At 61.4% G+C, this 25,533-nt stretch carries 25 protein-coding genes and 1 riboswitch; of the genes, 5 read left to right on the top strand and 20 right to left on the bottom strand.

All coding sequences use genetic code 11. From position 1 onward, the window contains the following. Positions 1–3: 3 nt before the first annotated feature. Positions 4–119: riboswitch (glycine riboswitch) on the bottom strand. A 507-nt stretch (positions 120–626) separates the two neighbouring features. Next, complete coding sequence (locus ACTG2S_RS07410) at positions 627–1,793, top strand: type III PLP-dependent enzyme (RefSeq protein ID WP_274160697.1); 1,167 nt, start codon at positions 627–629, stop codon at positions 1,791–1,793. An 88-nt stretch (positions 1,794–1,881) separates the two neighbouring features. Here ACTG2S_RS07410 and ACTG2S_RS07405 read toward each other — a convergent pair whose 3' ends face one another. Continuing rightward, positions 1,882–2,850: a calcium/sodium antiporter gene (locus ACTG2S_RS07405; RefSeq protein WP_005343920.1), complete on the bottom strand. Its 969-nt coding sequence runs from the start codon at positions 2,848–2,850 to the stop codon at positions 1,882–1,884. Between the two features lie 126 nt (positions 2,851–2,976). Next, positions 2,977–3,450, bottom strand: coding sequence for a peroxiredoxin (locus ACTG2S_RS07400; protein ID WP_216949474.1), 474 nt, complete (start codon positions 3,448–3,450; stop codon positions 2,977–2,979). Positions 3,451–3,605: 155 nt separating this feature from the next. On the opposite strand from ACTG2S_RS07400, the gene ACTG2S_RS07395 reads away from it, so the two are divergent. Then, entirely contained in the window at positions 3,606–4,532 is a 927-nt protein-coding gene (locus ACTG2S_RS07395) for a phenylacetate--CoA ligase family protein (protein WP_216977245.1), read from the top strand. A gap of 83 nt (positions 4,533–4,615) precedes the next feature. On the opposite strand, the gene yfcD is transcribed toward ACTG2S_RS07395, so the two are convergent. Next, entirely contained in the window at positions 4,616–5,098 is a 483-nt protein-coding gene (gene yfcD, locus ACTG2S_RS07390; RefSeq protein ID WP_021229132.1) for an NUDIX hydrolase YfcD, read from the bottom strand. Positions 5,099–5,301: 203 nt separating this feature from the next. On the opposite strand from yfcD, the gene ACTG2S_RS07385 reads away from it, so the two are divergent. Then, the gene (locus tag ACTG2S_RS07385; protein ID WP_005338403.1) at positions 5,302–5,520 is read left to right on the top strand and encodes a DUF1107 family protein; all 219 of its coding nucleotides are present in this window, start codon (positions 5,302–5,304) and stop codon (positions 5,518–5,520) included. A 52-nt stretch (positions 5,521–5,572) separates the two neighbouring features. Here the strand turns inward: ACTG2S_RS07385 and ACTG2S_RS07380 are convergent, their stop codons facing one another. The 11 genes from ACTG2S_RS07380 to ACTG2S_RS07330 form a co-directional block, all read right to left on the bottom strand. Further along, entirely contained in the window at positions 5,573–5,887 is a 315-nt protein-coding gene (locus tag ACTG2S_RS07380) for a DUF2845 domain-containing protein (protein ID WP_274160695.1), read from the bottom strand. A gap of 188 nt (positions 5,888–6,075) precedes the next feature. Next, positions 6,076–6,687, bottom strand: a complete 612-nt coding sequence (locus ACTG2S_RS07375) for an FKBP-type peptidyl-prolyl cis-trans isomerase (protein ID WP_005338405.1) — start codon at positions 6,685–6,687, stop codon at positions 6,076–6,078. A 150-nt stretch (positions 6,688–6,837) separates the two neighbouring features. Then, positions 6,838–7,563, bottom strand: coding sequence for a copper homeostasis protein CutC (locus tag ACTG2S_RS07370; RefSeq protein ID WP_274160694.1), 726 nt, complete (start codon positions 7,561–7,563; stop codon positions 6,838–6,840). Positions 7,564–7,604: 41 nt separating this feature from the next. Next, positions 7,605–8,507 (bottom strand): ROK family protein, encoded by a 903-nt coding sequence (locus ACTG2S_RS07365; RefSeq protein WP_274160693.1) that lies wholly within the window; start codon positions 8,505–8,507, stop codon positions 7,605–7,607. A 108-nt stretch (positions 8,508–8,615) separates the two neighbouring features. Next, entirely contained in the window at positions 8,616–9,122 is a 507-nt protein-coding gene (locus ACTG2S_RS07360; protein WP_005338408.1) for a GNAT family N-acetyltransferase, read from the bottom strand. After that, complete coding sequence (locus ACTG2S_RS07355) at positions 9,110–9,916, bottom strand: M48 family metallopeptidase (protein WP_040066701.1); 807 nt, start codon at positions 9,914–9,916, stop codon at positions 9,110–9,112. The genes ACTG2S_RS07360 and ACTG2S_RS07355 overlap by 13 nt, the downstream gene beginning before the upstream one ends. A gap of 181 nt (positions 9,917–10,097) precedes the next feature. Continuing rightward, the gene (locus ACTG2S_RS07350; protein WP_005338411.1) at positions 10,098–11,072 is read right to left on the bottom strand and encodes a PstS family phosphate ABC transporter substrate-binding protein; all 975 of its coding nucleotides are present in this window, start codon (positions 11,070–11,072) and stop codon (positions 10,098–10,100) included. Positions 11,073–11,250: 178 nt separating this feature from the next. After that, positions 11,251–12,546 (bottom strand): phosphate regulon sensor histidine kinase PhoR, encoded by a 1,296-nt coding sequence (gene phoR, locus ACTG2S_RS07345; RefSeq protein WP_005338413.1) that lies wholly within the window; start codon positions 12,544–12,546, stop codon positions 11,251–11,253. Positions 12,547–12,554: 8 nt separating this feature from the next. Further along, on the bottom strand, positions 12,555–13,244 hold the full coding sequence (phoB, locus tag ACTG2S_RS07340; RefSeq protein WP_005338414.1) for a phosphate regulon transcriptional regulator PhoB: 690 nt from the start codon (positions 13,242–13,244) through the stop codon (positions 12,555–12,557). A gap of 101 nt (positions 13,245–13,345) precedes the next feature. Continuing rightward, positions 13,346–13,756: a VOC family protein gene (locus tag ACTG2S_RS07335; RefSeq protein WP_106842433.1), complete on the bottom strand. Its 411-nt coding sequence runs from the start codon at positions 13,754–13,756 to the stop codon at positions 13,346–13,348. Positions 13,757–13,885: 129 nt separating this feature from the next. Continuing rightward, positions 13,886–15,565: a sigma-54-dependent Fis family transcriptional regulator gene (locus tag ACTG2S_RS07330; RefSeq protein ID WP_439982225.1), complete on the bottom strand. Its 1,680-nt coding sequence runs from the start codon at positions 15,563–15,565 to the stop codon at positions 13,886–13,888. A 236-nt stretch (positions 15,566–15,801) separates the two neighbouring features. On the opposite strand from ACTG2S_RS07330, the gene exaC reads away from it, so the two are divergent. Beyond that, complete coding sequence (exaC, locus tag ACTG2S_RS07325; RefSeq protein WP_005343899.1) at positions 15,802–17,319, top strand: acetaldehyde dehydrogenase ExaC; 1,518 nt, start codon at positions 15,802–15,804, stop codon at positions 17,317–17,319. A 62-nt stretch (positions 17,320–17,381) separates the two neighbouring features. Here exaC and ACTG2S_RS07320 read toward each other — a convergent pair whose 3' ends face one another. Continuing rightward, positions 17,382–18,188 carry an AraC family transcriptional regulator gene (locus tag ACTG2S_RS07320; RefSeq protein WP_439982223.1) on the bottom strand — a complete coding sequence of 269 codons (807 nt, stop codon included), beginning with the start codon at positions 18,186–18,188 and terminating at the stop codon, positions 17,382–17,384. A 233-nt stretch (positions 18,189–18,421) separates the two neighbouring features. On the opposite strand from ACTG2S_RS07320, the gene ACTG2S_RS07315 reads away from it, so the two are divergent. Then, a complete protein-coding gene (locus tag ACTG2S_RS07315) occupies positions 18,422–19,321 on the top strand; it encodes a DMT family transporter (protein WP_274160689.1) in 900 nt (299 codons plus the stop codon). 76 nt (positions 19,322–19,397) lie between these two features. Here ACTG2S_RS07315 and ACTG2S_RS07310 read toward each other — a convergent pair whose 3' ends face one another. The 5 genes from ACTG2S_RS07310 to ACTG2S_RS07290 form a co-directional block, all read right to left on the bottom strand. Then, a complete protein-coding gene (locus ACTG2S_RS07310; RefSeq protein WP_005338420.1) occupies positions 19,398–20,093 on the bottom strand; it encodes a response regulator in 696 nt (231 codons plus the stop codon). Positions 20,094–20,096: 3 nt separating this feature from the next. Next, positions 20,097–21,665 carry an ATP-binding protein gene (locus ACTG2S_RS07305; RefSeq protein WP_005358863.1) on the bottom strand — a complete coding sequence of 523 codons (1,569 nt, stop codon included), beginning with the start codon at positions 21,663–21,665 and terminating at the stop codon, positions 20,097–20,099. Positions 21,666–21,682: 17 nt separating this feature from the next. After that, on the bottom strand, positions 21,683–23,233 hold the full coding sequence (locus ACTG2S_RS07300; protein WP_274160688.1) for an NAD-dependent malic enzyme: 1,551 nt from the start codon (positions 23,231–23,233) through the stop codon (positions 21,683–21,685). A 23-nt stretch (positions 23,234–23,256) separates the two neighbouring features. Next, a complete protein-coding gene (locus tag ACTG2S_RS07295) occupies positions 23,257–24,573 on the bottom strand; it encodes a 2-hydroxycarboxylate transporter family protein (RefSeq protein WP_013724001.1) in 1,317 nt (438 codons plus the stop codon). A gap of 518 nt (positions 24,574–25,091) precedes the next feature. Beyond that, on the bottom strand, positions 25,092–25,262 hold the full coding sequence (locus ACTG2S_RS07290) for a hypothetical protein (RefSeq protein WP_274160687.1): 171 nt from the start codon (positions 25,260–25,262) through the stop codon (positions 25,092–25,094). Positions 25,263–25,533: the final 271 nt, after the last annotated feature.

The raw sequence follows: 25,533 nt of genomic DNA, 5'->3' as shown, positions 1-25,533 counted from the left end.
CATCCCATCCCCTCTGTCCTTTTGCCTGAGAGTTTCCGGCGCCAGCCTGCCCTTGCGGGTAGTCATGGTGCCTTGCTCCTTCGGCGCCCGATTTAACGGGTCTCTCCAGAGTATCGTCCAGTAGCAGTCCACACCGGTTGCCCGGTACCTGAAAGATTCACTTCTTCGGTGGATGGTTGCCCATCGCTCTCCTGCTACCTTCATCCGAACTAGTTTGGATTAGGAAGTCGGCATGTTAATCCAAAAAATGTGAGCTGTCTCGCACTTGGCCACTCCCATTTATATTTTTTTAGTGACCGCCAGAACCGCGGCAAGAATGTTAAATGTTAGTTAACTATCAACAAGTTAGGCTCTCACGGATCAAATGTGGCCCAAACGGGAAAAATGGCGGATAGAGAACAGTGATCCCTCTCGTTTCGCCAAGAAAATCTTGCCGACATATCCAATCAAAATGCTTGCACACAGAATCAATAAGCCGATAATCCGCTGCATAACCAAGCACTTTGTTATCAATTTATGCACTGTGTTCGGTTGGTCCCACCGGACCGCTCGCCTGACCCGGCCGTCGCCGGTTCAATCGCATATGGCTTGGGCATATCACGCCCCCTAAGGACTTTCAAAAGAGAATGAACGACGCCCTGGTTGCAAAAGATGTGGTCGCACAAGATTACCGTCAGCTGGTTGAACAATTCGGCTCCCCCCTGCTGCTGCTCGACAAGGCAGCCGTCCGCAAACAGTATCGGGCCCTGGCCGCCGCCCTGCCCGATGTACGATTGCACTATGCACTCAAACCCCTGCCCCATGAGGCGGTGGTCTCTGTCTTGAAGGAAGAGGGGGCCTGTTTCGATCTGGCCACCAATGGCGAAGTGGATCTGGTGCGCAGTCAGGGGGTTCGCCCGGGCCGTTGCATTCATACCCATCCCATCAAGCGCGACAGCGATATCCGTTATGCGCTCGAGTTCGGCTGCACCGTGTTTGTCTACGACAACCCGCTGGAGCTGGAGAAGTTCATTCCCTACAAGGACGAAGTGAAACTGCTGCTGCGGGTCAGCTTCCCGAACCCCGAGACCAAGGTCGATCTCTCCAAGAAGTTCGGCTGCACTCCGGAGCAGGCGCTGCCGCTGCTGCAACTGGCCCACGCCAAGGGGATCAAGGTGATGGGGCTGTCGTTCCACGTCGGCTCGCAAGTGCCTCATGCCCGTCGCCATGTGCAGGCCATCGACGCCTGCCGCGAGATCATGGAGCAGGCCTGGGCGCTCGGGCTCAAGCCCTGGGTGCTGGATATCGGCGGCGGCTTCCCGGTCGATTATGAGGGGGGCGAGTTCGATATCGACGGCTTCTGCGCGCCGATCCGCGAAGCGCTGGCCAAGTTGCCCGCTACCGTGCAGAAGATTGCCGAACCGGGCCGCTTTATCAGCGCGCCGGCCATGACTTCGGTATCCAGCGTGATGGGCAAGGCCCACCGCGGCGACAAGATCTGGTACTACCTGGATGACGGTCTCTACGGCAGCTACAACGGCCAGCTCTATGACCATGTTACCTATCCGGTGAGCACGCCTTATGCCTGTGGCGAGCAGCACAACTCGGTGCTCTCCGGCCCCACCTGCGACAGCGTGGATGTGATCCGCGATGGCATCATGCTGCCGGATCTGGCTATCGGCGAGTTGGTGGTTGGCAAGGTGATGGGCGCCTACACCTGGGCCTCAGCCTCCACCTTCAACTTCTTCCCCAAGGCCAGCATCCTCATTCTGGACAGCAGCCAGAAGGGGCAGAAGCTGGTGGCAGTAGCCTGAGCACACCGCTCGCTCGCCAACAGGTTCACTGGGCAAAAACAAGAGGGGGAAGCTTGCGCTTCCCCCTCTCTCATTTCACCAACCCCTATCAGATAAACTGACTGGTCAGCAGCCAGCCGGTGTAGGCGACGAAGCAGGTGAGCAGCACGCCCCCCTCCAACCGGTTGATACGGCCTTGTCCCTTGCGGCCCAGACACATCACCAGCAGCAGCAGGGTCAGCCCCATCATGATGCTCCAGTCACGGGTGAGCACCTCCGGCGCCACATCGAGCGGGTGGATGCCCGCCGCAATCCCCACCACCGCCAAGGTGTTGAACAGGTTGGAGCCGAGCACGTTGCCAAGGGCCAGATCATGCTCGTTCTTGCGAATGGCGATGAGAGACGAGGCCAGCTCCGGCAGGGAGGTCCCTACCGCGACTATGGTGAGACCAATCACCAGATCGCTGATGCCGAGCGCCTGAGCGATGGTCACCGCCCCCCAGACCAACAGACGGGAAGCGCCGATCAGCAGCACTAGCCCGACCACCAGCCAGAAGATGGCGCTCTTGAGGGACATCCCCTCGCTCTCGATATCCTCGGCGGTCTCGGTATCCAGCGCATCTCCCTTGCCATTCATGCCAGCCCAGATGGACCAGCCCATCAGGGCAACGAAGACGGCCCCCAGAATGACCGCATCCATCCGGCCCAGATGGCCATCGATCAGCAAGGCGCCGGAGAGCAGGGTAATACCGAGCAGAATGGGGATCTCCTTGCGCACAACCTGAGAGGCCACCGCGATAGGGCTGATCAGTGCCGTCAGACCCAGGATCAGCGCGATATTGGTGATGTTGGAGCCATAGGCATTACCGAGCGCCAACCCGGGATTGCCCTGGGACGCCGCCAGCGCCGAGACCACCATCTCCGGGGCCGAGGTACCAAAACCGATGATCACCATACCGATCAGCAGCGGCGGCATCCCCGCATAACGGGCGGTGGCGGCAGCGCCGTCGACAAACTTGTCTGCACTCCAGACCAGCAGCGCCAGTCCGGCAATCAGGGCAACAAAAGCCAGGGTCATAGGATCTTCATCTCTTGTGATCTGCAACGAAGCGCCAGCCCAAACGGGCAGGCACCATGGGAAAGTGGCGCCAGTGTAGCTGTGCCACCTCCCATTTCAAGGGGAAATCAAACCGTGATTAACATTTCACAGTGCAGCCAGCAGGCTCGCGGCATCAGAGACCTCGAACTTGCCCGGCGCCTCCAAAAACAGCTGCTCGACCACACCATCATTGGCGATCAACGCAAAGCGCTGGGCGCGGATGCCGCCAAAGGCGCCGGTATCCTTGGCCAGACCCAGCGCCCGGGTCCAGCTGCCGTCGCCATCCGCCAGCATGGTGATCGCCTCTGCATTCTGGGCCGTCTGCCAGGCCCGCATCACGAAAGCATCGTTGACCGAGAGGCAACAGATGGCATCCACCCCTTTGGCCATGAACTGATCGGCCAGCACCACATAACCGGGCAGATGAGCATTGGAGCAGGTGGGAGTAAAGGCGCCGGGTACCGCAAACAGCACCACTTTTTTACCGGCGAACAGCGTCTGGCTATCCCGCAGCTGCTTGCCCTCGGCGGTGATAAAGGTAAATTCGCCCGCAGGCAGGGGGTGTCCTACAGCAATCATGATTTCTCGTCCTGAGTCGTGATGGGAAGTCGCCAGTTTATCCCAGAGTGACGATGCCGCCTAACAGCGGCTCTGATCCTGACCATGGATAGCGGCAGGCATTTTCCCCTTGGGCAGACTACTCTTGAGCTGGTTTCACGGCGCCAGGAGGCCCCATGCAACACTATTACGATGGTCTGGAAATTCGTCCCCCCGCCATGCGCGAACAGCAGCAACTGGACCAGCTCAATCATCAGCTTACCCATGTCAGTCAATATTGCGCCGGTTACTCCAGCGCCTATCGCCAGTGCCGCCTCGAGGATCTGGCAGAGCTGGCCACCCTGCCACTGCTCGACAGCAAAGAGCTCTTTGCCGCCCAGCAGGCTCATCCCCCCTTCGCCGGTCTCACCGGCCGTCCGGCCAGTCAGGCGCTGCGGGTATTCTCCTGTCCGGGCCAACTGGCCATCCCCGAATATGCCGGGGCAGACTGGTGGGGCGCCGCCCGGGCCCTGTTTGCCGCCGGTTTCAAGTCGGGGGAAGTGATGCTTAACGGCCACGACTATCATGCTGGCCCCACCGCCTTTATCTTCGATAACGGCGCCCGCCAGCTGGGGGCTCCCGTGGTACCCTGCGGCCCCCACGATACACAGCGCCAGCTGGAGGCTCTACTGCGCTATCAACCCACCGGCTATGTCGGCCCGCTGGTGACCCTGCTCGACCTGCTGGAAGCGGCCGAAGCGGCGGAGATCCCGAGCGACTCGCTGCGCCGCGCCCTACTGTGCGAAGCCACCCATCCTGAAACCGCGCCGCTGCGCGCCATTCATGGCATTGCGGCCCTCAACTGTCTGGTGTGGCAGGATGTGGGGGTGGTGGCCTACGAGAGTCAGCCCGGTCAGGGCTTTATCGTCAACGAGAGCTGCATCGTCGAGATCATCGATCCCGCCAGCGGCAATCCCGTGAGTGGAGATGAAACGGGCCAGCTGGTGGTGACCCGGCTCGATCTGGAGTATCCATTGTTGCGTCTGGCCACCGACTGGCAAGGGCACTGGCTCGCCAAACCGAGCGCTTGCGGGCGCACCAACCGGCGCCTCAAGCTGGTGTAGCAGACCAAGAAAATGCACAAAGGCAGACGGGCAGCCATCAGGCTGCCCGTCTTGTCTCTGGAGAAGAGAATATATGAAGTTGGTCAGCGCCTTGCCTGCCAGGTGGCGATGGCGAGCAGGGAGTCGGGGGTAAACTCGCTGGCGCGCTCCGCGATCTCGGCCAGGCTCATCCAGTGCACCGCGCTCACCTCTTCGGCCTGCAACTGCAACGGCCCCTGATAACGGCAACTGAAGAGGCCGCCCCAGACCCGGTAGCCCTCCCCTTCTGCATAAAAGCTGCCAAAGCCCTGCAGAGGAACATCCATAATCCCCAGCTCCTCGGCCAGCTCGCGCCGGGCGGAGCGCTCCATCTCCTCACCGGTGGTGACCACGCCACCGGCGCAGGCATCCAGCATGCCGGGGCAGAAATCCTTGCTGAGGGTTCGTCGCTGCACCAGGATCCGATCCGCGTCGTCGAGCACCAGAATATAGCTGGCACGATGGCAGAGATTCTCCCGCCGCACCTTGGCTCGCTCGGCCACGCCAATCACCCGGTTGTTCCCGTCCACCACATCAACCCATTCCACGCACAGGCCCTTTTATTTGTTCCATTCAAGCCCGCAGTATATCGGTGCGGTGGTTTGTCATGGCACAACTTTTTCGATGACGCCGTCAATTTGCCGAACTCACTGGCAAAATAAGGATTCATGCAAATCTTGATAAACCGTCATATCAGTGTCATCGACCGACACCATAGTGTGCCCTGTCCAGGCAATCAGGGAACCGTGTGATGAAGGTATTCAAGCAGTTATCCCCACGGCAGATCGCTCGCTACATCAAGAGCTTTCATCGAGGCTATTTTGCCATCGAGTCGCTGGGGACATTTGAATTCAACGCGGGCAGGATCAGCCTCCATGGCCTGACCTGCCGCCAGCGGCTAAGACTGGCTCGCCAGATCAATCTGGCTGTCAGACAACTTGGTCACCGCGACCCCTTGCCGGACATGTGAGTCAAAGGGTCTTGCCCTACTGTCTGTTGTGCATCCATGCTTTGCCCGCCGGCTACTGGCCGCGCGGGCCGTTTTCGATGTCAGTCACCTTTCCATTGCGTACCGTCACGAAGCGCATGAACTCGTTCTTGCCGAAGTTGTAGGTCCAGCGTTCACCATATTTGACCTGTACCATGTTGCCAAACTGGTTCTCCTCGTTACGGGTAATATCTTCCCGCAACATCGGCTCGCCGCACTTGAGCAGCATCTCGGCGGTGCTGTCACCCTCGCTGATCAGGGCGTTCTTGCAGCGCATGGCATCGGCACTGGCCGGAATGCTTAGCAGCAACAGAGCAAGCCCCGCTACTTTCTTCATCTTCTTGCTCATCGGGTTCTCCTTATCCTCTCTAATGAGTCGCAGTATGCCTGTTCCCGTTTCTGAAAAAACCAGTAAAAAGCGCAAAAGTGCCGCCCTTTTCTGCTCTCCAGCCCGCTGGTCGCGACAAATGCTGTCTATCACATAGCCCAAAAACAAACGGCGACCCGAGGGTCGCCGTTTGCATCAAGCCAGCAGGATCACAGGATGTCCAGCAGCTCGACTTCAAATACCAGTGCAGAGTAAGGCGGGATGGAGCCCGCGCCACGGGCACCGTAGGCCAGATCGTGGGGGATGTAGAGCTTCCACTTGGAACCAACCGGCATCAGCTGCAGCGCTTCAACCCAGCCAGCAATCACGCCGGTCACCGGGAATTCAGCCGGCTGGCCGCGAGCGACGGAGCTGTCGAATACGCCACCGTGGGTGAAGGTACCGTGGTAGTGCACACGCACGGACTGACCGGCTACCGGAACGGCACCGTTGCCTTCTACCAGCACTTCGTACTGCAGACCGGAGTCGGTCACCTTCACTTCAGCGCGCTTGGCGTTATCAGCCAGGAAGGCTTCGCCGTCAGCAGCGGCGGCCTTGGCGGCGGCTTCCTGCTCTTCTTGCATACGCGCAGTGATCACCTGGAAGGCATCATTGATATCGTCACGGCTGACCGCGAACTCCAGACCATTCAGGGCATCTGCCAGACCTTGTTGCAGAGCCGGGATATCCAGACCGGCGAAGGCTTGCTGCGCCAGCTGATCACCCATGTTGCGGCCGATGCCATAGCTGGCCTTCTGTTCGATAGAGTCGTATTGGGACATTGAGATGTTGCTCCAGATCCATGTAGTAAAGAGGCGGGATAATATCAGACTTTTGGCCGGGGTGCTGCCGGGGGTGCCCCTGATTTCCCCGTCAGTGGGAGGAACTTCACACAAGATGCGGATGAACGCCGCCCAACGGCGGCGATCTGCTTAACCGCGATCCAGCAAGGCTCTGACCGCGGCCACCTTGGCGCCATCGGTGATATTGACCCGACCATCATCCGAAGTGCCCATATTCACTCCGTGCGGCACCATGCCGCCGCGCCAGCCCATGCCGGACATATGCACTTCGCTCACCCCGGTGAACTCGATGATGGTACGCACGTTGTCGGCATTGACCCCGGCCCCCGGCATCAGGCTGGCACGTCCCGCCAGCGCTTGTTGCATCTCCTGCAGGGTTTCCAGCCCAGCCAGCGCGGTCGGCGCATGGCCCGAGCTCAGAATGCGCTCGCAACCGGCCGCAACTATGGTCTCCAGATCGAGGCGCCAGTCGGAAGAGAGGTCGATGGCGCGATGGAAGGTGACCCCCAACGGTCCTGCTGCATCCACCAGCTGTTTGAGCTTGGCGGCAGGCACCCGCCCCTCCTCATCCAGCAAACCGACCACCACCCCTTGCAGATCGGCAGCGCGTGCGGCCGCAATATCTTGCAGCATCATCTCGAACTCGCCGTCATTGAAGCAAAAATCCCCGGCACGCGGGCGGATCATGGCGTAAACCGGCACGCTGGCGTGGCGGGCTGCCAGCTGCATAAAGCCGTAGGAGGGGGTCAGGCCACCCAGACCCAGCGCAGAGCAGAGCTCGATGCGATCCGCCCCGGATTGCTGGGCGGTGAACAGGGATTCCAGGTTGTCGATACAGATTTCAAGACGGGTCATGAGGACTCCTTTTTCGGCGAGATCAGACCCCACATCTGATCTCATAGATTGAGCAAGGCTGCGCCGCGCACACCACCGGCACCGCCGAAGCGGGCCTGGCGGATCTCGGGCAGGGCGACCCCGGGCAGCAAGTGACCGGGCAGACGCAGCGGCAGCTGTTCATAGAGGGCGGGCAGGCCGCTCAGGCCGCCCCCCAATACCACTACCTCGGGATCAATCACCGAAATGGCGGTGGCAAGCCCGGCGGCCATGATCTCCAGCCAGCAGTCGACCGTCTCGACCGCATGGGGTTCATGGGCCTCGAAGCGCCCCACAATCTGGTGACCCGTGGCGCGCTGGCCATGGAAATGATGATAGAGACGCTCCAGACCGGTGCCGGAGGCATAGGTTTCAAAACAGACCAGACGGCCGCAGCCGCAACGGGGACGGGGCAAATCGGGGTACTTCATCAGCATGGTCGCGGGCAAGGGGTAGTGACCAATCTCGCCAGCCAGCCAGTTGCGCCCCTGAATAAGCTTGCCCGCCAGATAAACGGCGCCGCCGATGCCGGTGCCGATGGTGACACCAAGCGCACTGCCTGCGCCGTCGGCGGCACCCTGATGCACTTCGGACCAGAGGAAGCAGTTGGCGTCGTTATCCACCTTGACCGGCCGCTCCAGCAGTTCGGCCAGATCGGCCCCCAGATGGCGACCATTGATGGAGGGCAGATTGGCCGCCACTATGCTGTGATCCTGGCTGTTGATGACACCGGGGAAACCGATACCGACCGAGCCCCGAGCCCCGAAGCGGGCATCCGCCAGCTCGACCCGGGAGCGGATCAACTGCTGCAGCCCCTCATAATCGTTGCCCGGGGTGCTCATGCGCTCCTCGTGGCAGAGGTTCAATGCACCGTCATAGACCGCAAAAGCGATCTTGGTGCCACCGATATCAAAGCCGTAATACATGCCAGCACTCCCTTGTCAGCCCGTGTTTATCCAACTCTGTTCCAAGGGGGACATTGTATTAATTCGCAAAAAAAATAAAGTGACCGAAGGCGAAAAACGGGAGAGTGATCAGAGCAAACGGCTCATTTGTCGCTGCAGGCAGGGCTGCCCGAGGCTTATCAGGGTACGCTCCTCGCCGTCAAAGACGAAGCCGCGGCGCAGGTAGAACCCCTCGCCGATGTGGTTGCCATCAAGCAGCCACAATTTGACGCTATGGCAACCGGCGCGGCGCATCTGCATCGCCACCGCCTGCCACAGCCGTTTGCCATAACCTTGTCGCCAGTGGTCGGGATGGAGGTAAAAAGCGCGGATCAGGGCATGGCTCTGCCCCGCTTCCTGTTGTGGTTGCCAGTAGAGCAGGCCAATCACCACCTCATCGAGGCAAAGCAGCATGGGCCTTGGGCCCGGCTCGGCCAGACGGCTCTGCCAAATCTGCAGATGGGCGGTGACGTCCAGCTGCTCCAGCAGGTCGGCACCGAGCACCTGGCCATAGGCAGCGAGCCAGCTGGCTCGCTGCATCACCGTCATGGCGGCGGCATCGTCGCTGCGCGCCATGCGCAGGCTTATGCCTTGCATTGGGGCACCAGACCGTTGGCGCGGGCCTGCTCATAGAGCGGCAACACTTGCGCCTGTTGCGCCTGCAACTCGGCGATCCGGTTCTCGTTGCTCGGGTGGGTGGAGAGCAGTTGCGGCGGGGTGTTGCCACCGGCGGCGGCACTCATGTTTTGCCACAGGGGGATTGCCTCGGCCGGATTGAACCCGGCACGCGCCATCAGCTCAAGTCCGAGCCGATCCGCTTCGCTCTCCTGAGTGCGGCCATAGGGCAACATCACCCCCACCTCGACCCCGAGGCCAAGGGCGGCCATGGTGGCGCCGCGATACTCGCTGGTGCCCATGGCAATGTCCGCAGCCGCCAGACCGATCCCCGCCAGCTGGCTGCGCGAGAGTCGCTCGTTGGAGTGCTGGGCCAGCACGTGAGTCAGCTCGTGGCCGATGACGGTCGCCAGCTGATCCTGATTCTTGGCCACCTTGAGCAGGCCACTGTAGACCCCGATCTTGCCGCCGGGCAGGGCGAAGGCGTTGACCTGTTTGGAGTCAAACACCACCACTTCCCAGTTGGTGATGCCATAGCTGGCCGGCACCTGGGCGGTCACCGCCTTGGCGACACAGGAGACATAGGCGTTGAGTTTGGCATCCTTGCTCACCTTCTCCTGCTTCTTCATCTGCTCGAAGGAGTCGGCTCCCAGCTGGTTCATCTGCTGGGGAGAGTAGAGCAGCATCTGGCTGCGGCCGGTCGGCGACTGGGCGCAAGCAACCAGCAGGGAACTACAGAGGGCTACCAGGCCAAACTTGGAGAGGGACGCAATCATGAAGGGATCCTTTGCCATAACGTTGCCCTATTCTCGGAAATGCCGCCCGGCTGCGCAAGGGAGCCAGCCCCCGGCTGGCGGAAAAATATCCATCCTGCGCTATTAACAAAACTGACAGCCGCCAAAAACAAAACGAGCCCGCTTGGGGCTCGTTTTATCAGGGCATGCTGACTGCGGGCAGTTACATGATACCCAGCTTTTTCAGGTCAGCCTGTACCACCTTGGCCGGCACCGGCACGTAGCCATCTTTGGCAACGATGTTCTGGCCTGCTTTGGAGAGCATCATCTTGACGAACTCTTGCTCCATCGGGGAGAGCGGCTTGTTCGGATGCTTGTTCACGTAAACGTACAGGAAGCGTGACAGCGGATACTTGCCGGTGATGGCGTTATCAGAGGTCGCTTCGATGAAGGTCTTGCCATCTTTGGAGAGCGGTACTGCACGCACGCCGGAGGTGACATAACCGATACCGGAGTAGCCGATGCCGTTCAGGGAGGCAGAGACAGACTGCACCACGGAGGCAGAACCCGGCTGCTCGTTCACGCCGCTCTTGAAGTCGCCGTTACACAGGGCGTGCTCCTTGAAGTAACCGTAGGTACCGGATACGGAGTTGCGACCGAACAGTTGCAGATCCTTGCTGGACCAGTTGCCGTCCAGACCCAGATCAGACCACTTGGTGGCAGCCTTGGCTTCGCCGCACTTGAGGGTGCTGGAGAAGATGGCGTCGATCTGCGGCATGGTCAGCCCCTTGATGGGGTTGTCCTTGTTGACGAACACCGCCAGGGCATCGACTGCAACGCGGATGGCAGTCGGCTTGTAGCCGTAACGCTTCTCGAATGCTTCCTCTTCACCGGCCTTCATGGCACGGCTCATCGGACCGAACTGGGCAACACCTTCGGTCAGGGCAGTCGGGGCGGTAGAAGAACCGGCGGCCTGGATCTGCACGTTGACGTTGGGGTACAAGCGCTTAAATTCTTCGGCCCACAGGGTCATCATGTTGGCCAGGGTGTCCGAGCCGACAGAGGACAGGTTGCCCGAAATGCCGCTGGTCGGTGTGTAATCCGGCAGGTCTTTATCCACACCGGCAGCCAGGGCGCTGACAGAAAACAGGGTTGCTGCGGTGAATCCGATTACACCAGCCAGTTTGTTGAGTTTCATCCAATCTCTCCAAAGTTACAGAAGGTCCGTTCTTAAGACGGCGCCAGTATCTGACCTGGCAGTGACAAATTTATGGATTTAATGTGACACTTTAATGACATAGCGACAGATTTGAACAAATGAAAAGAGGGCCCGTTCAAAGGCCCTCTTTTTGCAGCTAACTCATTGCCATGAAAGACTATTTAATCACCACCATGCGGCTCGGGATGAGAAAGCTGAAGCGGCTGCCAAGGCCGACCCGACTCTCGATATCGAGCTGGCAGTCATGATGACTGAGGGCATGCTTGACGATGGCAAGGCCCAAGCCTGAGCCGCCGGTATGGCGCGAGCGTGCCTTGTCGACCCGATAGAACCGCTCGGTCAGCCGCGCCAGATGCTCGGGGGCAATCCCCTCCCCTTCATCGCTCACGGCAAACAGCGCCATCGCCCCCTGCTTGCGCCACTCCACGGTAATTTTTCGCCCCGCCGGGGTGTAGTGAATGGCGTTGTAGACCAGGTTGGAGACGGCACTGCGCAGCTGCTCCTGATCCCCGCGCACCAACAGATTGGGCTGCACCACAAATTCGAGCTGGTGGGCCCGTTCGCCCGAGAGCGCCCGCGCCTCCTGCTCCAGCAGCCCCAGCATGGCAGGCATGTCCACCAGATGGGAGAGATCCACGGTCGGGGCCGCCTCGATACGGGAGAGGGTAAGCAGCTGATTGACCAGATTATCCATCCGGATGGTCTGCTCCATCATCACCCGATGCGCCTTGGCCCACATGGCGGGCGGGGGCGGCTCCTCGGTCATCTCCAGATAGCCCTTGAGCACGGTCAGCGGAGTGCGCAGTTCGTGAGAGACGTTGGAGACAAAGTGCTTGCGGGTCTTCTCGAGACTGCGCAAGCGGGTGACATCCCGTACCACCAGCATCGCCTGATCGGAGGCGTAGGGCATGATGCGAAACTCGAGAAACTTCTCCTCGTTGACCGGGGAATGCATCTCGAGGGGCTCGTCATACGCTCCCTTGCCCAGATAGGCGTTAAAGGCCGGATTGCGAATGAGGTTGCCGATATGCTGGCCAGCATCCTCCGGCCAGCGAAAACCGAGCAGTTGCTCCGCCAGCCGGTTGCACCAGAGGATGCTGCCATCGGTGCGAAACACCACGGCGGCATCGGGCAGCGCCTCGGCCCCCTCCCGGAAGCGGCGGATCAGCCCCGCCAGCTCGCGGCGACGGGCACGATGACGCTGCTGCAGCTTGTAGATACCGTTGAAGATGTACTCCCAGCTGCCATTGCCGCTGGGGGGCACCAGGCTGCGGTCATGCCACAGCCAGTCAGAGAGCCGCTTCTGGAAGCGATAGTGCCAGCCCAGATGCAACACGGCCGCCACCAACAGGCAGAGGGCAAGATGATCAATCAACCAGCCAACCAATGCGAAGGGGGCGTAAAAAAACGCCATTCGCCACAACTGTCGCCGCCAGGCGTAAGGTTGCAACATAACTGCCTCTAGAGACGGGTTGAGAAGCGGTATCCGGCTCCACGCACCGTCTGGATCAATCTGTCGTGCCCTGTCTCTTCAATCGCCTTGCGCAGGCGACGAATATGCACATCCACGGTTCTGTCCTCGACGTACACATTGGTACCCCAGACATTATTGAGCAGCTGTTCACGGCTGTAGACCCGCTCGGGGTGAGTCATGAAGAAGTGAAGCAGCTTGAATTCGGTCGGCCCCATGTCGAGCGCCTTCTCTTCGGCACTGACCCGGTGGGAGACAGGATCGAGTTTCAGCCCCTGCACCTCGATCACCTCGTCCACCGAGGTGGGCGACACGCGGCGCATCACCGCATGGAGGCGAGCGGTCAACTCCTTGGGCGAGAACGGCTTGGTAATGTAGTCGTCGGCTCCGGCCTCCAGACCACGCACCTTGTCCTCCTCTTCACCGCGGGCGGTGAGCATCACCACCGGGATCTGGCGCGTCACCTCATCCTGCTTGAGCTGTTTGATAAACTGGATGCCACTGCCGCCCGGCATCATCCAGTCGAGCACGATGAGTTCGGGGTAGGGTTCGCGCACCTTCGCCAGTCCATCGGCGTAATCTTCCGCTTCAATCGTCTCATATCCCTTCTGCTCCAACACGAAGCAGAGCATTTCGCGGATCGGTGCTTCGTCCTCGACCACCAGAATTCGCTTAGCCATTCCCTTCTCTCTCCTCTGTGAAGATGGGTGCGCCAATTATTAGAATTTTCTGTGACACTTTTATGACTTTATGACAGGCGGGATGATAAACGTTTTCAGATTCAGTTGGCAGCAGTACGTTGCAACAAGTCCCACCGGTTGCCGCTGATATCCTCAAACACCACCACGGTGCCATATGGTTCATCGCGAGGCTGTTCACAAAAATGAACACCGTACGCCTGCATGCGCTGGTAATCCCCCCAGAAATCAGTGGTCTCGAGGAACAGAAATACCCGGCCACCGCCCTGCTGGCCGATGGCGGCCTGCTGCTGCGCATTGGCCGCTTGTGCCAGCAGCAACGCGGAACCGGGGGTGCCTTTGGGGGCAACCCGTACCCAACGCTTGCCCGGTTTGCCCGGTTCATCGAGCCGGGTGTCTTCCAGGAGCGCAAAGCCAAGTCCCTCGGTAAAAAAGCGAATGGCCTGATCGTAATCAGCCACCAGCAGGGTCAGCGCCCCTATGTGTTGTGACATGGCAGAAAATCCTCAACGGATGAGTCAACGGGCGCAATGCCCCGGCAAGGGCGCATCATAGCGGCTGGATGGGCAGGGCTCCAGCCGTCATATGCGTCTTGAAAACGACCGGTGAGGAGGAGTGAGCACTCAGGGGGCTTCGCGCAGCGTCCGGTAGAGGGTGGTGCGGCTGATCCCCAGCTGGCGCGCGGCTTCGCTGACATTGCCGCCGCATGCCGTCAGCGTTTGCTGTACCTGCCGCCGGGTTTGTTCACGCAAGCTGGTCGCCTCCCCCATCGGCAAGGCGCCGGGCTCAGTGGCCACACTGGGCAGATGCAGGTGGGCGGGTTCTATCCAACCCAACCCCTCTGCCAGCACACAGGCCACTTCCAGTGCCTGCTTGAGCTGGCGCACGTTGCCGGGCAGCGGATGGGCCAGCAGTTGTTGCTCCGCATCGCGGGTCAGACGCAGGGTCGGGTCCATCTCCGCCAACAGTCGCTGGATCAGCCCCAGACGCTCAGCGGCAGGCCAACGGCGCAGCGGCATCAGCTGCTGGCGCCAGCCGCAGATCCGGTAATAGAGGTCTTCGCGAAATGCGCCACTCTGCACCATGGCCGCCAGATCCCGGTGGCTGGCACTGACCAGCCAGAAATCCACCGCCTCCGGCTTGTGACTGCCAACCGGCGTCACGCTGCGCTCCTGCAATACCCGCAGCAGTCGGGTTTGAGCATGCAGCGGCAGTTCGCCAATTTCATCGAGCATCAGCATGCCGCCATGGGCTGCGCGCAGATAACCCTGACTGCCCTGGCTGCGGGCACCGCTGAAGGCCCCGCCCACATACCCAAACAGCTCGGCTTCCACCAGATCTGCTGGTAACGCGCCACAGTTGACACACACCAGTGGCTGATCCCGCCGACTCGACGCTCGGTGCAGGGCCCGCACCAGATGCTCCTTGCCGCTGCCGGTCTCCCCCTCGATAAGCAGCGAAATGCCGCGCTCCAGCATCTTGAGCGGCACCTGCTGCGGATGTGGCACCGGGCTTGAGTGACCCGGCAGCGCGGTGCAGGAAGATGTCGCGTCCGCTTCTGGCACCAGCCGCAAGCCGCGCCGATCCCGCAGCAGCTGCTTGCCGTCGAAGGGGTGCTGGCCGAGCCAGAGCCGACCGGCCCGGTTGGCCCCGAGCAGTTCGCCCTCCTCCCCCAGCAGCAGACGGGCGGACCAGAGACTCTGGGGCTCGAGATCCACCAACCAGCCCGGCTGGCGCGCCAGCAGGGCGTTCTCGAGCGTCATGGCCAACAGTCGCACCGTGCCCAGCATGTCGCCATCGTGATGGGCCGCGTCAGTGGAGATGTCGAGCACCCCGAGCAGTTGCCCGTCTGGCCCGAGCAACGGGCAGGCGCTGCAGCTGAGAAAGCTGTGCTGGGCGAAGAAGTGCTGATTGCCGAGCACCTGCACCTCGCTCTGCTCGGCCAGTGCAGTGCCGATGGCGTTGGTGCCCTTGCTCGCCTCCCCCCAGCGGGCGCCGCTGCGCAAAAAAATGCGCTCGGCGTGGCGGGCGAAGCCGTCGTCACCGCTGGCGGCCAGGATGGCGCCCTCGCCGTCGCACAGCAGCAACCGACAGGGGCGCCCTGCCAGCAACTGGCCAAACAGCGGCAACACGAAGCGCTGGAAGCTGGCGATCAGCACCCTGTGCTGCTCCTGACGGGCCGACAGCTCCCCCTGGGGCAGCAAGTCCAGCTCGGCGCTCTGCCGGCGGCTCAGCCCCTGATGCAGGCAGCGCTGCCAGGAACGCTCGATCGGGCTGGCACTGGATTGAGATAATTCGCTCATCACGCCTCCTGTTCACAAACGGCACGACTGTCACGGTCACTGTCCAGAATCGGCACAGTTTCCTCACCTTCGCCCTGGTCATTGGTTAACCAAGATACGCTGCCGCACCTCGTTTGATAACGTTTTTGTAACTTTCCCTGTGCTGGTCAGACCCTCTGGCACGCCCCTTGCGATACACAGCAGCAACCGGGTTGCCCGCCAGCCCGGTCAGGACCACACACATAAAGGATGATGAGATGATTTATACCGCTCCCGGTCAGGCAGGTGCCCTGGTCAGCTTCAAGTCCCGTTACGACAACTTCATCGGTGGTGAGTGGGTGGCGCCGCGCGCCGGCCGCTACTTTGAAAACATCTCGCCGGTGGACGGCAAGGTGTTCTGCGAAGTGGCCCGCTCCGACGCCGCCGACATCGAGCTGGCACTGGACGCCGCCCACAAGGCGTTCGCCAGCTGGAGCAAGACCAGCGTCACCGAGCGCAGCAACCTGCTACTGCGCATCGCCGATCGCATCGAACAGAACATCGAAGTGCTCGCCATCGCCGAAACCTGGGAGAACGGCAAGGCGGTGCGCGAGACCCTGGCCGCCGACCTGCCACTGGTGGTGGATCACTTCCGCTACTTCGCCGGCTGCATCCGCGCCCAGGAGGGCTCGGCCGCCGAGCTGGATCAGAACACCGTCAGCTACCACTTCAAGGAGCCCATCGGGGTAGTCGGCCAGATCATCCCGTGGAACTTCCCGCTGCTGATGGCGGCCTGGAAGCTGGCCCCGGTGCTGGCGGCCGGCTGCTGCAGCGTGCTCAAGCCCGCCGAGCAGACCCCGGTCACCATCATGCTGATGATGGATCTCATCAAGGACATCCTGCCTGCCGGGGTGGTCAACGTGGTCAACGGCTTCGGCGCCGAGGCGGGCCAGGCGCTCGCCACCAGCAACCGCATCCAGAAGCTCGCCTTCACCGGCTCCACCGAGGTGGGCGCCCATATCCTGCGCTGCGCCGCCGACAAGCTGATCCCCTCCACCGTGGAGCTGGGCGGCAAGTCCCCCAACATCTACTTCGCCGACGTGATGCAGCACGAGAGCAGCTACATCGACAAGGCGGTGGAAGGGATGCTGATGACCTTCTTCAACCAGGGCGAGGTATGTACCTGCCCCTCCCGCGCCCTGGTGCAGGCCAGCATCTATGACGACTTCATGGACAAGGTGCTGGCCCGCGCCCGCACCATAGTGCAGGGCAACCCCCTCGACACCGCCACCCAGGTCGGTGCTCAGGCGTCGCGCGAGCAGTTCGACAAGATCCTGAGCTACATGGAGATCGGCCGCGGCGAAGGGGCCAAGATGCTGATCGGCGGCGGCCCGGCCAGAGTGAGCGGGCTGGAGGGGGGCTTCTACATCCAGCCCACCATCTTCTCGGGTCAGAACAAGATGCGGGTGTTCCAGGAGGAGATCTTCGGGCCGGCGCTCGGGGTCACCACCTTCAAGGACGAGGCGGAGGCGCTGGCGATTGCCAACGACACCCAGTACGGGCTGGGGGCGGGCCTGTGGACCCGTGACAGCAACCTGGCCTGGCGCATGGGACGCGGCATTCAGGCCGGCCGGGTCTGGGTCAACTGCTACCACGCCTACCCGGCGCACGCGGCCTTTGGCGGCTACAAGAAGTCAGGGATCGGCCGCGAGACCCACAAGATGATGCTGGACCACTACCAGAACACCAAGAACCTGCTGGTGAGCCACGACATCAATCCCCTCGGCTTCTTCTAAGCCCCTCTTATGATCAACAAGGGCGCCTGCGGGCGCCCTTTTCATTGCTGGAGCGTTCCTTGCTAGAGCGCCGCCTGCCCGGCACCGATGCCCAGCTGCTGGCGATAGCGCTGGGGCGAGCAGCCCAGCTCCCGATTGAACATGGCGATAAAGGCCGAGGTGGAGCCGTAACCGAGCCGCCAGCCAATCTCCTGCACCGGCAGTTCGCCCTTGAGCCAGGCCAGTGCCTTGAGCAACCGCAGCCGCGCCCGCCACTGACCGAAGCTCATCCCCAGCTCCCGCAGGCAGCGCCGCGCCAGAGTGCGCTCTGTGGTGTGCAGTTGTCCGGCCCACTGGGCCAGAGTACGGGGATCGGCAGGATCGCTGTGCAACGCCGCCAGCATGGGAGCCAGCAGCTTGTCCTGACTCATCGGCAGGTAGCTCTCCTGACAGCGGGTGCGCGCCAGTCGCTCCACCAGCAACTCGGCCTGACGCTGATCCCACTCATCCACCATATGGCCTACCCGCCGTTCGCAAAAATCGCTCAGCAGGGCGCGGATCAGCGGGGTGAGCAGCAGCAATCTGGGCTCTGGCGGCAGCTTGGCCGCCAGCTCGTGGCTGACGTAGATGGAGGTGTAGTCGAGGGTCTGCTCGTTGTAGGAGGTGTGGTCGAGATCCGCCGGTACCCAGATCAGGTAGTCGGCAGGGGCCACCAGTCGCTGATCCCCCAGCTCTATCTCCATGATCCCCAGGCTGATCATGTTGAGCTGGCCCCAGGGGTGGGAGTGCAGCACGGTCGCGCTGTCGGCCAGCATCTGCTGGTAACTGAAATAGAGCGGATTGGGAGCGGGCAGAACGACATCTACCGGCTGAAAGTGGTGAGTGGCCATCAGCGCCCCTTGTCAGCGAGAGAGAGGAGCAGGCGTGATGCAACGCCCTGTTGGCTCGGTCTCCGGCACAGGCCAAAAGCAGCCATCAGTTGCGGGCTGACGCAGCCCGTGTGGGCCGGAATAAGGTACATCAGAAAGAGTTGTCTTTTCTGCTGGGTCATCTGTCTGTTTTACGCTACTTGATAATATAAAGACAAGGGTAGACTTGGCCCCCTGTTAATAAGGAGCCTCTGATGCGAATCTTTTCCCCTCTTCTCTTTCCGCTGATGGCGGTGCTGATCTGGGCTACCAATACCGTGGTGTCCAAGGCGGCCGCCAGTGTGCTGGACCCCGCGGCTATCTCCTTCTATCGCTGGGTGATCGCCGCCCTGGCGCTGACCCCCTTCTGCCTGCCGCAGCTGTGGCGCCGCCGCAGTGAGGTTCGCCCCTGGCTCGGCAAGCTGCTGGTGCTGACGGCGCTCGGTATGGTGCTCTACCAGTGCCTCGCTTACTACGCCGCTCACAGCACTTCGGCTACCAATATGGGGGTGATCGGCTCCCTCATTCCACTGCTTACTCTGCTGCAAGGGGCGCTCTTCTTCGGCCAGCGTCCCGGCAAACAGGCACTGCTCGGCATGAGTATCTCCCTGTTCGGGGTGCTCTGGCTGCTTGGCAAGGGCGAGCCGCTCGCCCTGCTCCACAACGGCATCAACCCGGGGGATGGCATGATGCTGCTGGGCTCCGCCAGCTACGCCCTTTACGGCCTCTTGATCCGCCGCTGGCAACTGCCGTTTGGCCCCTGGCTCAACCTCTATATGCAGATCCTGCTGGCGGTACTGCTGCTGGTGCCGCTCGCTCTCAGCGCCGACTCGATGGCGGTGCCGGCCGAAGGGTGGGGACTGGTGCTCTTCGCCGGGCTCGCCTCCTCCCTGCTGGCGGCTTACTGCTGGATGCGCGGCCTCGCCTGCATGGGGGCAGAGCGCACCTCGGTCTTTATGAACCTGATGCCACTCTGTACAGCGCTTATCGCTGTCGTCGGTCTGGGCGAGCCGATCCACGGCTATCACCTGCTGGGTGGAGGGTTGATCCTGGGCGGGGTGATGACCTCCCAGCTGAAGGGGCGTGCGCCGGTAGCCGAACGGGAAACCGCCTGAGAACCAACATCGTCCGGAAACAACAAGGGAGCCCATGGCTCCCTTGTTGTTTCTGCAATGCACTCCAGTGCGCATCTCAACCGGCCCGGCGCCAGCGGTAGCGCCGCTCCGGCCGCCCCCGCTGACCGTAGTTGAGATCTACATCCACCCGATCTTCCGACTCCAGATACTCCAGATAGCGGCGCGCCGTGGTGCGGCTGAGGGAGAGCCGCAGCGCCACCGTGTCGGTGGAGAAGACGTTCTCCGGCTCGCCCGCCAGCAGATCCAGCACCTGACGCAGGGTGATGCTGTCGATCCCCTTGGGAGTGACGCGCATCTCCTTGATCTGGGAGCGCCCCCCCTTGCCCAGCAACTTGTCGAGATCTTCCTGCTCCAGCCGACCCCGCTCGCATAGACGGCTGTGCAGTTGCAGGATCTCATCCAGACTCTGCTGAATGCGAAACAGCCGCAATGGTTTGATGACGTAGTCATGAACCCCCAGATTGAGGGCCTGCTGTATGGTCTCCACATCCCGCGAGGCGGTCACCATGATGACATAGGCTTCGCGGTTGTGGCTGCGCAGGCGGCTCACCCACTCAAGGCCGGAGCCATCGGGCAGGGAGACATCCACCAGCAGCAGTTGGGGCACCACACCGGCCATCATGGCATCGGCCTGGGCCAGGGTGCCGGCCCGCCCCAGCAGGGAGAAACCGGGTGTCGCCGCTACCAGTTCTGACAAGATGGCACCGATCCGATCGTCATCTTCAATAACAAGCGTGATTATTGGGTCCATGGCTCACATTAATTGGTTTTTATTCAAGTAGATACCAAACAGGGTGGTCTGCTCGGCGGTTCGCCGCCATTCTATCACACCCTCGTGCCGACCCACGGTCTCCTTGACCAGGAACAGTCCCACCCCGTGATCGCCGCTCTGGCGACTCACTCCGTAATCGAACAGATGATCGGCCAGCTCCTCGTCGACCCCCTCGCCGCTATCCTCCACCTCGATCACCAGTCGCCGCCCCACATCGCACAGGGACAGCAGCACCCGCGGCGGTCGCTGCTGGCGGTTGCGCCAGGCCGCCTGCAGGCCGTTGTCCAGCAGGTTGCCAATGAGGGTGATGAGATCGGCCGAGACCGAGGCCGGATACTCCGCCAGCGCCGAATCGGGATCGAGCTCCAGGGTCACCCCCAGCTCGCGAGCCCGGCTGAACTTGCCGAGAATAAGCCCCGCCACCGGCTTGTTGTCGATCAGCCGCAGCAGCTCCTGCAGCATGGTCTGGCACGCCTCATTCTCCTGCTGGATCAGCTCCACCGCCTGATCCACATGGCCCAGTTGCAACAGGCCGGAGAGACTGCTCAGCTTGTTGGCGAACTCGTGGCTCTGCATCCGCAGCATCTCGGCATACTGGCGCAGGTGGGTCACCTGCACCCCCAGACTGGCAGCCACCTCTGGGCGGCTGAAGATCAGCAGCCGCCCCGGTGCCTTGCCCTGCACCGCCTGCCAGCGACCGACGAAGGACTCCCCCTGAATGGTGAAGCTCACTTCCCCACCCTCCTGCTCCAGACAGGGGGCAAGGGGTGGCACCAGCTCCGCCAGCGACTGCCCCTGCAGGGCATGGCGCCCGGTAACCGGCAGCCGTAGCTGATAGCTGGCGGTGCTGTTGATCATGTTGATGTTGCCGCGGCCATCGAGGGCAATCACCCCTTCAGTGATGTGCTCCAGCACCAGATCCTGCAGGGTAAAGCGGCGCACGATCGCCTCCGGCTCCAGATCGAGCAGGGTCTTGCGCAGCAGGTATTGCACCCAGAGCGCCAGCAGCAGGCCGCACCCCAGCACCGCCACAATGGCGCTGATGAGCAGGGCCACCCGCTCCATATAGATGCCCTCCACCTGCTGCATCAGGTAGCCCACCACCACGGCCCCCATGACGCGCCCATCCCCGCCAACCACCGGGGAGAAGCAGCGGATCGCTGGCCCCATGGTGCCCCGATCCTTGGAGCAGTAGCTGCGCCGCTCCTGCAGCGCGGGCCAGATATCCTCGCCGCGGAACTTCTGACCCACCAGATCGGGGTTGGGGTGGCTGAGGCGGCGACCATGCTCGTCGGTCACCACCATATAGGTGGCGTCGGTGCGGTTGCAGACCGCCTCCACATAGTCGCGCAGGGTAGGATCACTGCCCTGACGCAGGGCCTCGACCACCCGGGTGTCCGCCGCCATGACCCGTGCTAGATCGCTCCCCTTATCCTGCAGGTTGCTCTCCAGCAGATGACGGATAAAGAGGGCCAGCAGGCTGCCCAGAATGAGGATCAGCAGCAGGGAGAGCCCAAGAGAGAGGGTGACCAACTGGTGGCGAAGTTTCATGCACATACCTTAAAACGTCAGGACGCTGCCCAATAGTGCGGATGCCACCAGGTCTGGTCAATCAAAGGTGCCGGATCGCCGACAAAATCGGCCAATCCTTCCTCGCGGGCACAGAGTGCCACCGCTCTGGCGACGGCGCGGGCCACCTCTCCCACCTGCTCGATGGGGGGTAGCAGCCTACCCGCCACCAGCGGATAGGCGCCGACAGCCCGCACCGCGGCCAGCAACATGCCATCGCTGATGCGGCGCGCCTTGACGGCGCAGGCACCGAGACCAATCCCCGGGAAGACATAGACATTGTTGCACTGGGAGACTACCCGCCGCTCCCCGGCCACCGTTACCGGCGCAAAGGGGCTGCCGGTGGCCAGCAGGGCGCGGCCATCTGTGTCCGCCCACACCTGCTCGGGGGTAGCCTCGGCACTGCGGGTCGGGTTGGAGAGTGGCAGGATCACCGGCTGATCGCACACCTCCCCCATCGCCTGCAACACCTCGCCAGTAAAGAGGCCGCCCTGCCCGCTCACGCCAATCAAGACCGCCGGACGCACCTGCCGGATGGTCTCCAGCAGCGAACTGCTCCCCTCCTCCACGGCACGGGCAAACGGCTGTTGAGCGCGAGTCAAGTTGGGACGATCGGCGCAGACCACCCCATCCTGATCAAACAGCCAGACGCCGTCGTGACTCCCCGCCAGCTGGGCCAGCATGGCGGCGATGCCGCAACCGGCAGAGCCCGCGCCGACGATCAGCACCGGGGCATCACTGAGGGGGGTCCCCGCCTGTTGCAACCCGGCCAGCACGCAGGCGGAGGCGACCGCCGCCGTGCCCTGAATATCGTCGTTGAACATGCAGAGCTCGTCCCGATAACGGGTCAGCAGGTTGGCGGCATGCTTGCCTGCAAAGTCTTCAAACTGCAGCACCACCTGCGGCCAGCGCTTGCGAATGGCGGCCACCACCTTGTCCATGAAGTGGTAGTAGCTCTCGCCGTCGATGCGCGGGGATTGCCAGCCGAGGTAGGAGTCATCCTCCAGCAGCTCGGGGTTGTTGGTGCCTACATCGACACAGAGCGGCAGGGTGCGCGCCGGATTGATGCCGCCAGCAGCGGAGTAGAGCGCCAGCTTGCCGATACAGATGCCCATGCCGCCGATGCCGAGATCGCCGAGCCCCAGCACCCGCTCGCCGTCGGAGATGACGATCACGTCCACCTCCTGCTCCACTGACTCGAGGATGTCGTCGAGATCGTCCCGATCATGCCAGGAGAGGTAGAGGCCGTGGCTGCGCAGATAGAGATCGCTGTGGCGCTGGCACGCCTCCCCCACCACCGGGGTGTAGATGATCGGCAGCAGCTCCGGCAGGTGGTGACGCACCAGATCGTAGAAGAGTACAGGATTGTCCTCCTGCAGCTGGCGCAGCAGCAGATGCTGGTCAAACGGACTCTGCATGGCGCTGACCAATCGGTAGATCCGCCGCCGCTGCTGGGAGAGGGACTCCTCCTTGTGGGGCATACGCCCCCGCACGCCCTGACGCTTGCGCTCGGCATAGGGCAGGCTGGTGCCCATCATGATGTCGTTCATTTTGTGTGTTCCTCAATCCGGTATCAGGCAAGCAGGGAGATAAGAGCGGTCGCCAAGATCAGCATCACGGCACCGCCGAGACGGGAGGAGATCTGGGCAAAGGGCATCAGCTTCATCCGCTGGGCCGCCGAGAGCACTGCTACATCGCCGGTGCCGCCCATGTTGGCCATGCAGAGTCCGCCGGTAATGGCTGCCTCGATGGGGTAGAAGCCGATCATCCGCCCCACCAGTGCCGCGCCAAGGGCGCCACCGATCACGGTGACCATGACCAGCACGAAGTAGCTGATGGAGAAGGCGCTGATCAGCTCGGGAATACTGGTGTAGGCGACGCCGATCCCCACCAGCAGGGAGGGAGTGAGGTTGCTCACCACAAACTGATACCAGTCGGCCGCAGCCTGCTCATAACGGCGCGGCAGCAGGCCGCTCACTTTGATAAAGGCGACCGCCAAAATCATCAGGGCGAAGGGGTGCATGGGGATAAAGTTGCCAAGCAGGGAGCCCAGCACAAACATGCTGGAGCTGATGAAAAGGCCCATACCCAAACTCTGCAGGGTCGGCGCTTCGGCCTGCTCGTCAGCAATGCTCTGGCTATTCTCTTTGACCATCAGCTTGCCGTTGCCAGTCAGGGAGGGGTAACGGCGACCGAGCCGCGCCAGCAGGGAGCCCACCAGAATGGCCAGGGTATTGGCGATCACCACCGCCGGTACCATGCGCGACAAGAGATCCGCACTGGACATCTGCATCGGGCCGGAGAGGATCTCCACCAACGGCACCGCACCGGCGCCCATGCCACCGCCCATGATGGGCAGGCCGATCAGCAGCACCGCATTCTTGAAGCCATACCCCATCAGGGAGCCGACCAACCCCACGCTCAGCAGTGCCAGCGCCACGCCGCCAAGAATGACCGGCAGGTAACGCATGGCGGCATTTTTCAGCAAAGCGCCGCTCATGCCAAACACGGAGCCAGTCACCAGACTGGCGATAAAGAAGTTGAGAAACCCTCCCTCCTTCATGAAGTTGGTGATGACCTGCCCTGCCTGCACCGGCAGCAGCTGATATTCGAACAGGGCGGCGCCGCCAAAGATGGCGAGGATGGTGCCACCCCCCAGGTATTCGCGGATCGGCATGATCCGCTCCCCCAGCTCGGTCAGCAGGGTGCCCAGCACAAACATCAGTGCCAGCGCACCGACCATGCCCAGCGGCAGCGAGCCGTTCCAGCCGGAAAAGAGAACGCAGGTCGCCAACCCCAGAAATATAAAGAGCGGCATACCGGCAATTTGTTGGCCGCCCATAAAGGCGGCCTTTTCTTGTGTGGTTTGTAGGGGGGAGAGGTTTTTCATTGTTATGTACTCTGCGTGTGATTGTGGCCGCTACTTTATTGATCCCCCTCGCCCCTGTCGGTTAGCCAGATTGCAAAGCCATATAAAAACATTAAAAACTTAAACATCATGGTGCCGCCAACGTGCGCTGCACAATAGAACACCAGACCATCGATGCCCTGCTCGACCAGGAAATAGGGCGATAAAACGAGCGAACCCAATGATGGATATTTGGGTGATCAGCAGTAATAACGATGCGATGATCTCTCCCCCTTCGGAGAAATAACAGAGCCAGATGACAAGCTCTGCGACCATTTATCGTCACAGCTCCTGTGAGTGATAATCAGCGGGCTATGTCATTGCCATAACGCGAGTGCCACGGTATGCCACATCAGGGTTTGAGTCGGCGTGCAGGAAGCACGCACGATGAAAAAGGGTGAGGAGAAAGATGCAAAAAGGGGAGATTGAAATAGTGATGAGCCAAGCCAGCGAATACCAGAGCACTGGCTTGAGCTCACAAGGATCACACACGGTCAGGTCTATTCTGCCAACAGCAATGGAATATTGGCGGGGTCAAAATCATGACTGATATCGGTACAGCTGATAGCACCTTCCCGATTCACGCCATGATGTGATTCTGCACCATATTCCCCATCACTCAACAGCGCTTCAATTGCCAGATACACACATCCACTGTCATATCCATCCACAACCCGTTTCCCCCTTGTTTTATAACCCCATCAATATTAGCGGATAAAAAAAGAGCTACTCGCTGAAGCTGAAAATTTCATGAAAATAACCACCGGATATCCTCTATTCACGGCGCAATATCCGAATCGGCAAGAGAGCCTCGAGTGGATCAGCCCCGAGAATAATATCAGGGGCTCGAACGATGCTAACTCGCACCAGCGAAAGATCCGACCAGAAACATGATCCGCATCACACTATTTACTTAGCCTGCTAAACAAGTATGATACTTAG

Source organism: Aeromonas sp. 82P, from assembly GCF_051919365.1.
In the GTDB taxonomy this organism is placed as follows: Bacteria; Pseudomonadota; Gammaproteobacteria; order Enterobacterales; family Aeromonadaceae; genus Aeromonas; species Aeromonas veronii.
Note: the sequence above shows the minus strand (reverse complement) of the source record. Positions and strands in the feature narration are given on the sequence as shown.

Coding starts and splice junctions, on each gene's coding strand:
- ACTG2S_RS07410 (WP_274160697.1), top strand. CDS start 627: ATGAACGACGCCCTGGTTGCAAAAGATGTGGTCGCACAAGATTACCGT.
- ACTG2S_RS07405 (WP_005343920.1), bottom strand. CDS start 2,850: ATGACCCTGGCTTTTGTTGCCCTGATTGCCGGACTGGCGCTGCTGGTC.
- ACTG2S_RS07400 (WP_216949474.1), bottom strand. CDS start 3,450: ATGATTGCTGTAGGACACCCCCTGCCTGCGGGCGAATTTACCTTTATC.
- ACTG2S_RS07395 (WP_216977245.1), top strand. CDS start 3,606: ATGCAACACTATTACGATGGTCTGGAAATTCGTCCCCCCGCCATGCGC.
- ACTG2S_RS07385 (WP_005338403.1), top strand. CDS start 5,302: ATGAAGGTATTCAAGCAGTTATCCCCACGGCAGATCGCTCGCTACATC.
- ACTG2S_RS07380 (WP_274160695.1), bottom strand. CDS start 5,887: ATGAGCAAGAAGATGAAGAAAGTAGCGGGGCTTGCTCTGTTGCTGCTA.
- ACTG2S_RS07375 (WP_005338405.1), bottom strand. CDS start 6,687: ATGTCCCAATACGACTCTATCGAACAGAAGGCCAGCTATGGCATCGGC.
- ACTG2S_RS07370 (WP_274160694.1), bottom strand. CDS start 7,563: ATGACCCGTCTTGAAATCTGTATCGACAACCTGGAATCCCTGTTCACC.
- ACTG2S_RS07365 (WP_274160693.1), bottom strand. CDS start 8,507: ATGTATTACGGCTTTGATATCGGTGGCACCAAGATCGCTTTTGCGGTC.
- ACTG2S_RS07360 (WP_005338408.1), bottom strand. CDS start 9,122: ATGCAAGGCATAAGCCTGCGCATGGCGCGCAGCGACGATGCCGCCGCC.
- ACTG2S_RS07355 (WP_040066701.1), bottom strand. CDS start 9,916: ATGATTGCGTCCCTCTCCAAGTTTGGCCTGGTAGCCCTCTGTAGTTCC.
- ACTG2S_RS07350 (WP_005338411.1), bottom strand. CDS start 11,072: ATGAAACTCAACAAACTGGCTGGTGTAATCGGATTCACCGCAGCAACC.
- phoR (WP_005338413.1), bottom strand. CDS start 12,546: ATGTTGCAACCTTACGCCTGGCGGCGACAGTTGTGGCGAATGGCGTTT.
- phoB (WP_005338414.1), bottom strand. CDS start 13,244: ATGGCTAAGCGAATTCTGGTGGTCGAGGACGAAGCACCGATCCGCGAA.
- ACTG2S_RS07335 (WP_106842433.1), bottom strand. CDS start 13,756: ATGTCACAACACATAGGGGCGCTGACCCTGCTGGTGGCTGATTACGAT.
- ACTG2S_RS07330 (WP_439982225.1), bottom strand. CDS start 15,565: ATGAGCGAATTATCTCAATCCAGTGCCAGCCCGATCGAGCGTTCCTGG.
- exaC (WP_005343899.1), top strand. CDS start 15,802: ATGATTTATACCGCTCCCGGTCAGGCAGGTGCCCTGGTCAGCTTCAAG.
- ACTG2S_RS07320 (WP_439982223.1), bottom strand. CDS start 18,188: ATGGCCACTCACCACTTTCAGCCGGTAGATGTCGTTCTGCCCGCTCCC.
- ACTG2S_RS07315 (WP_274160689.1), top strand. CDS start 18,422: ATGCGAATCTTTTCCCCTCTTCTCTTTCCGCTGATGGCGGTGCTGATC.
- ACTG2S_RS07310 (WP_005338420.1), bottom strand. CDS start 20,093: ATGGACCCAATAATCACGCTTGTTATTGAAGATGACGATCGGATCGGT.
- ACTG2S_RS07305 (WP_005358863.1), bottom strand. CDS start 21,665: ATGAAACTTCGCCACCAGTTGGTCACCCTCTCTCTTGGGCTCTCCCTG.
- ACTG2S_RS07300 (WP_274160688.1), bottom strand. CDS start 23,233: ATGAACGACATCATGATGGGCACCAGCCTGCCCTATGCCGAGCGCAAG.
- ACTG2S_RS07295 (WP_013724001.1), bottom strand. CDS start 24,573: ATGAAAAACCTCTCCCCCCTACAAACCACACAAGAAAAGGCCGCCTTT.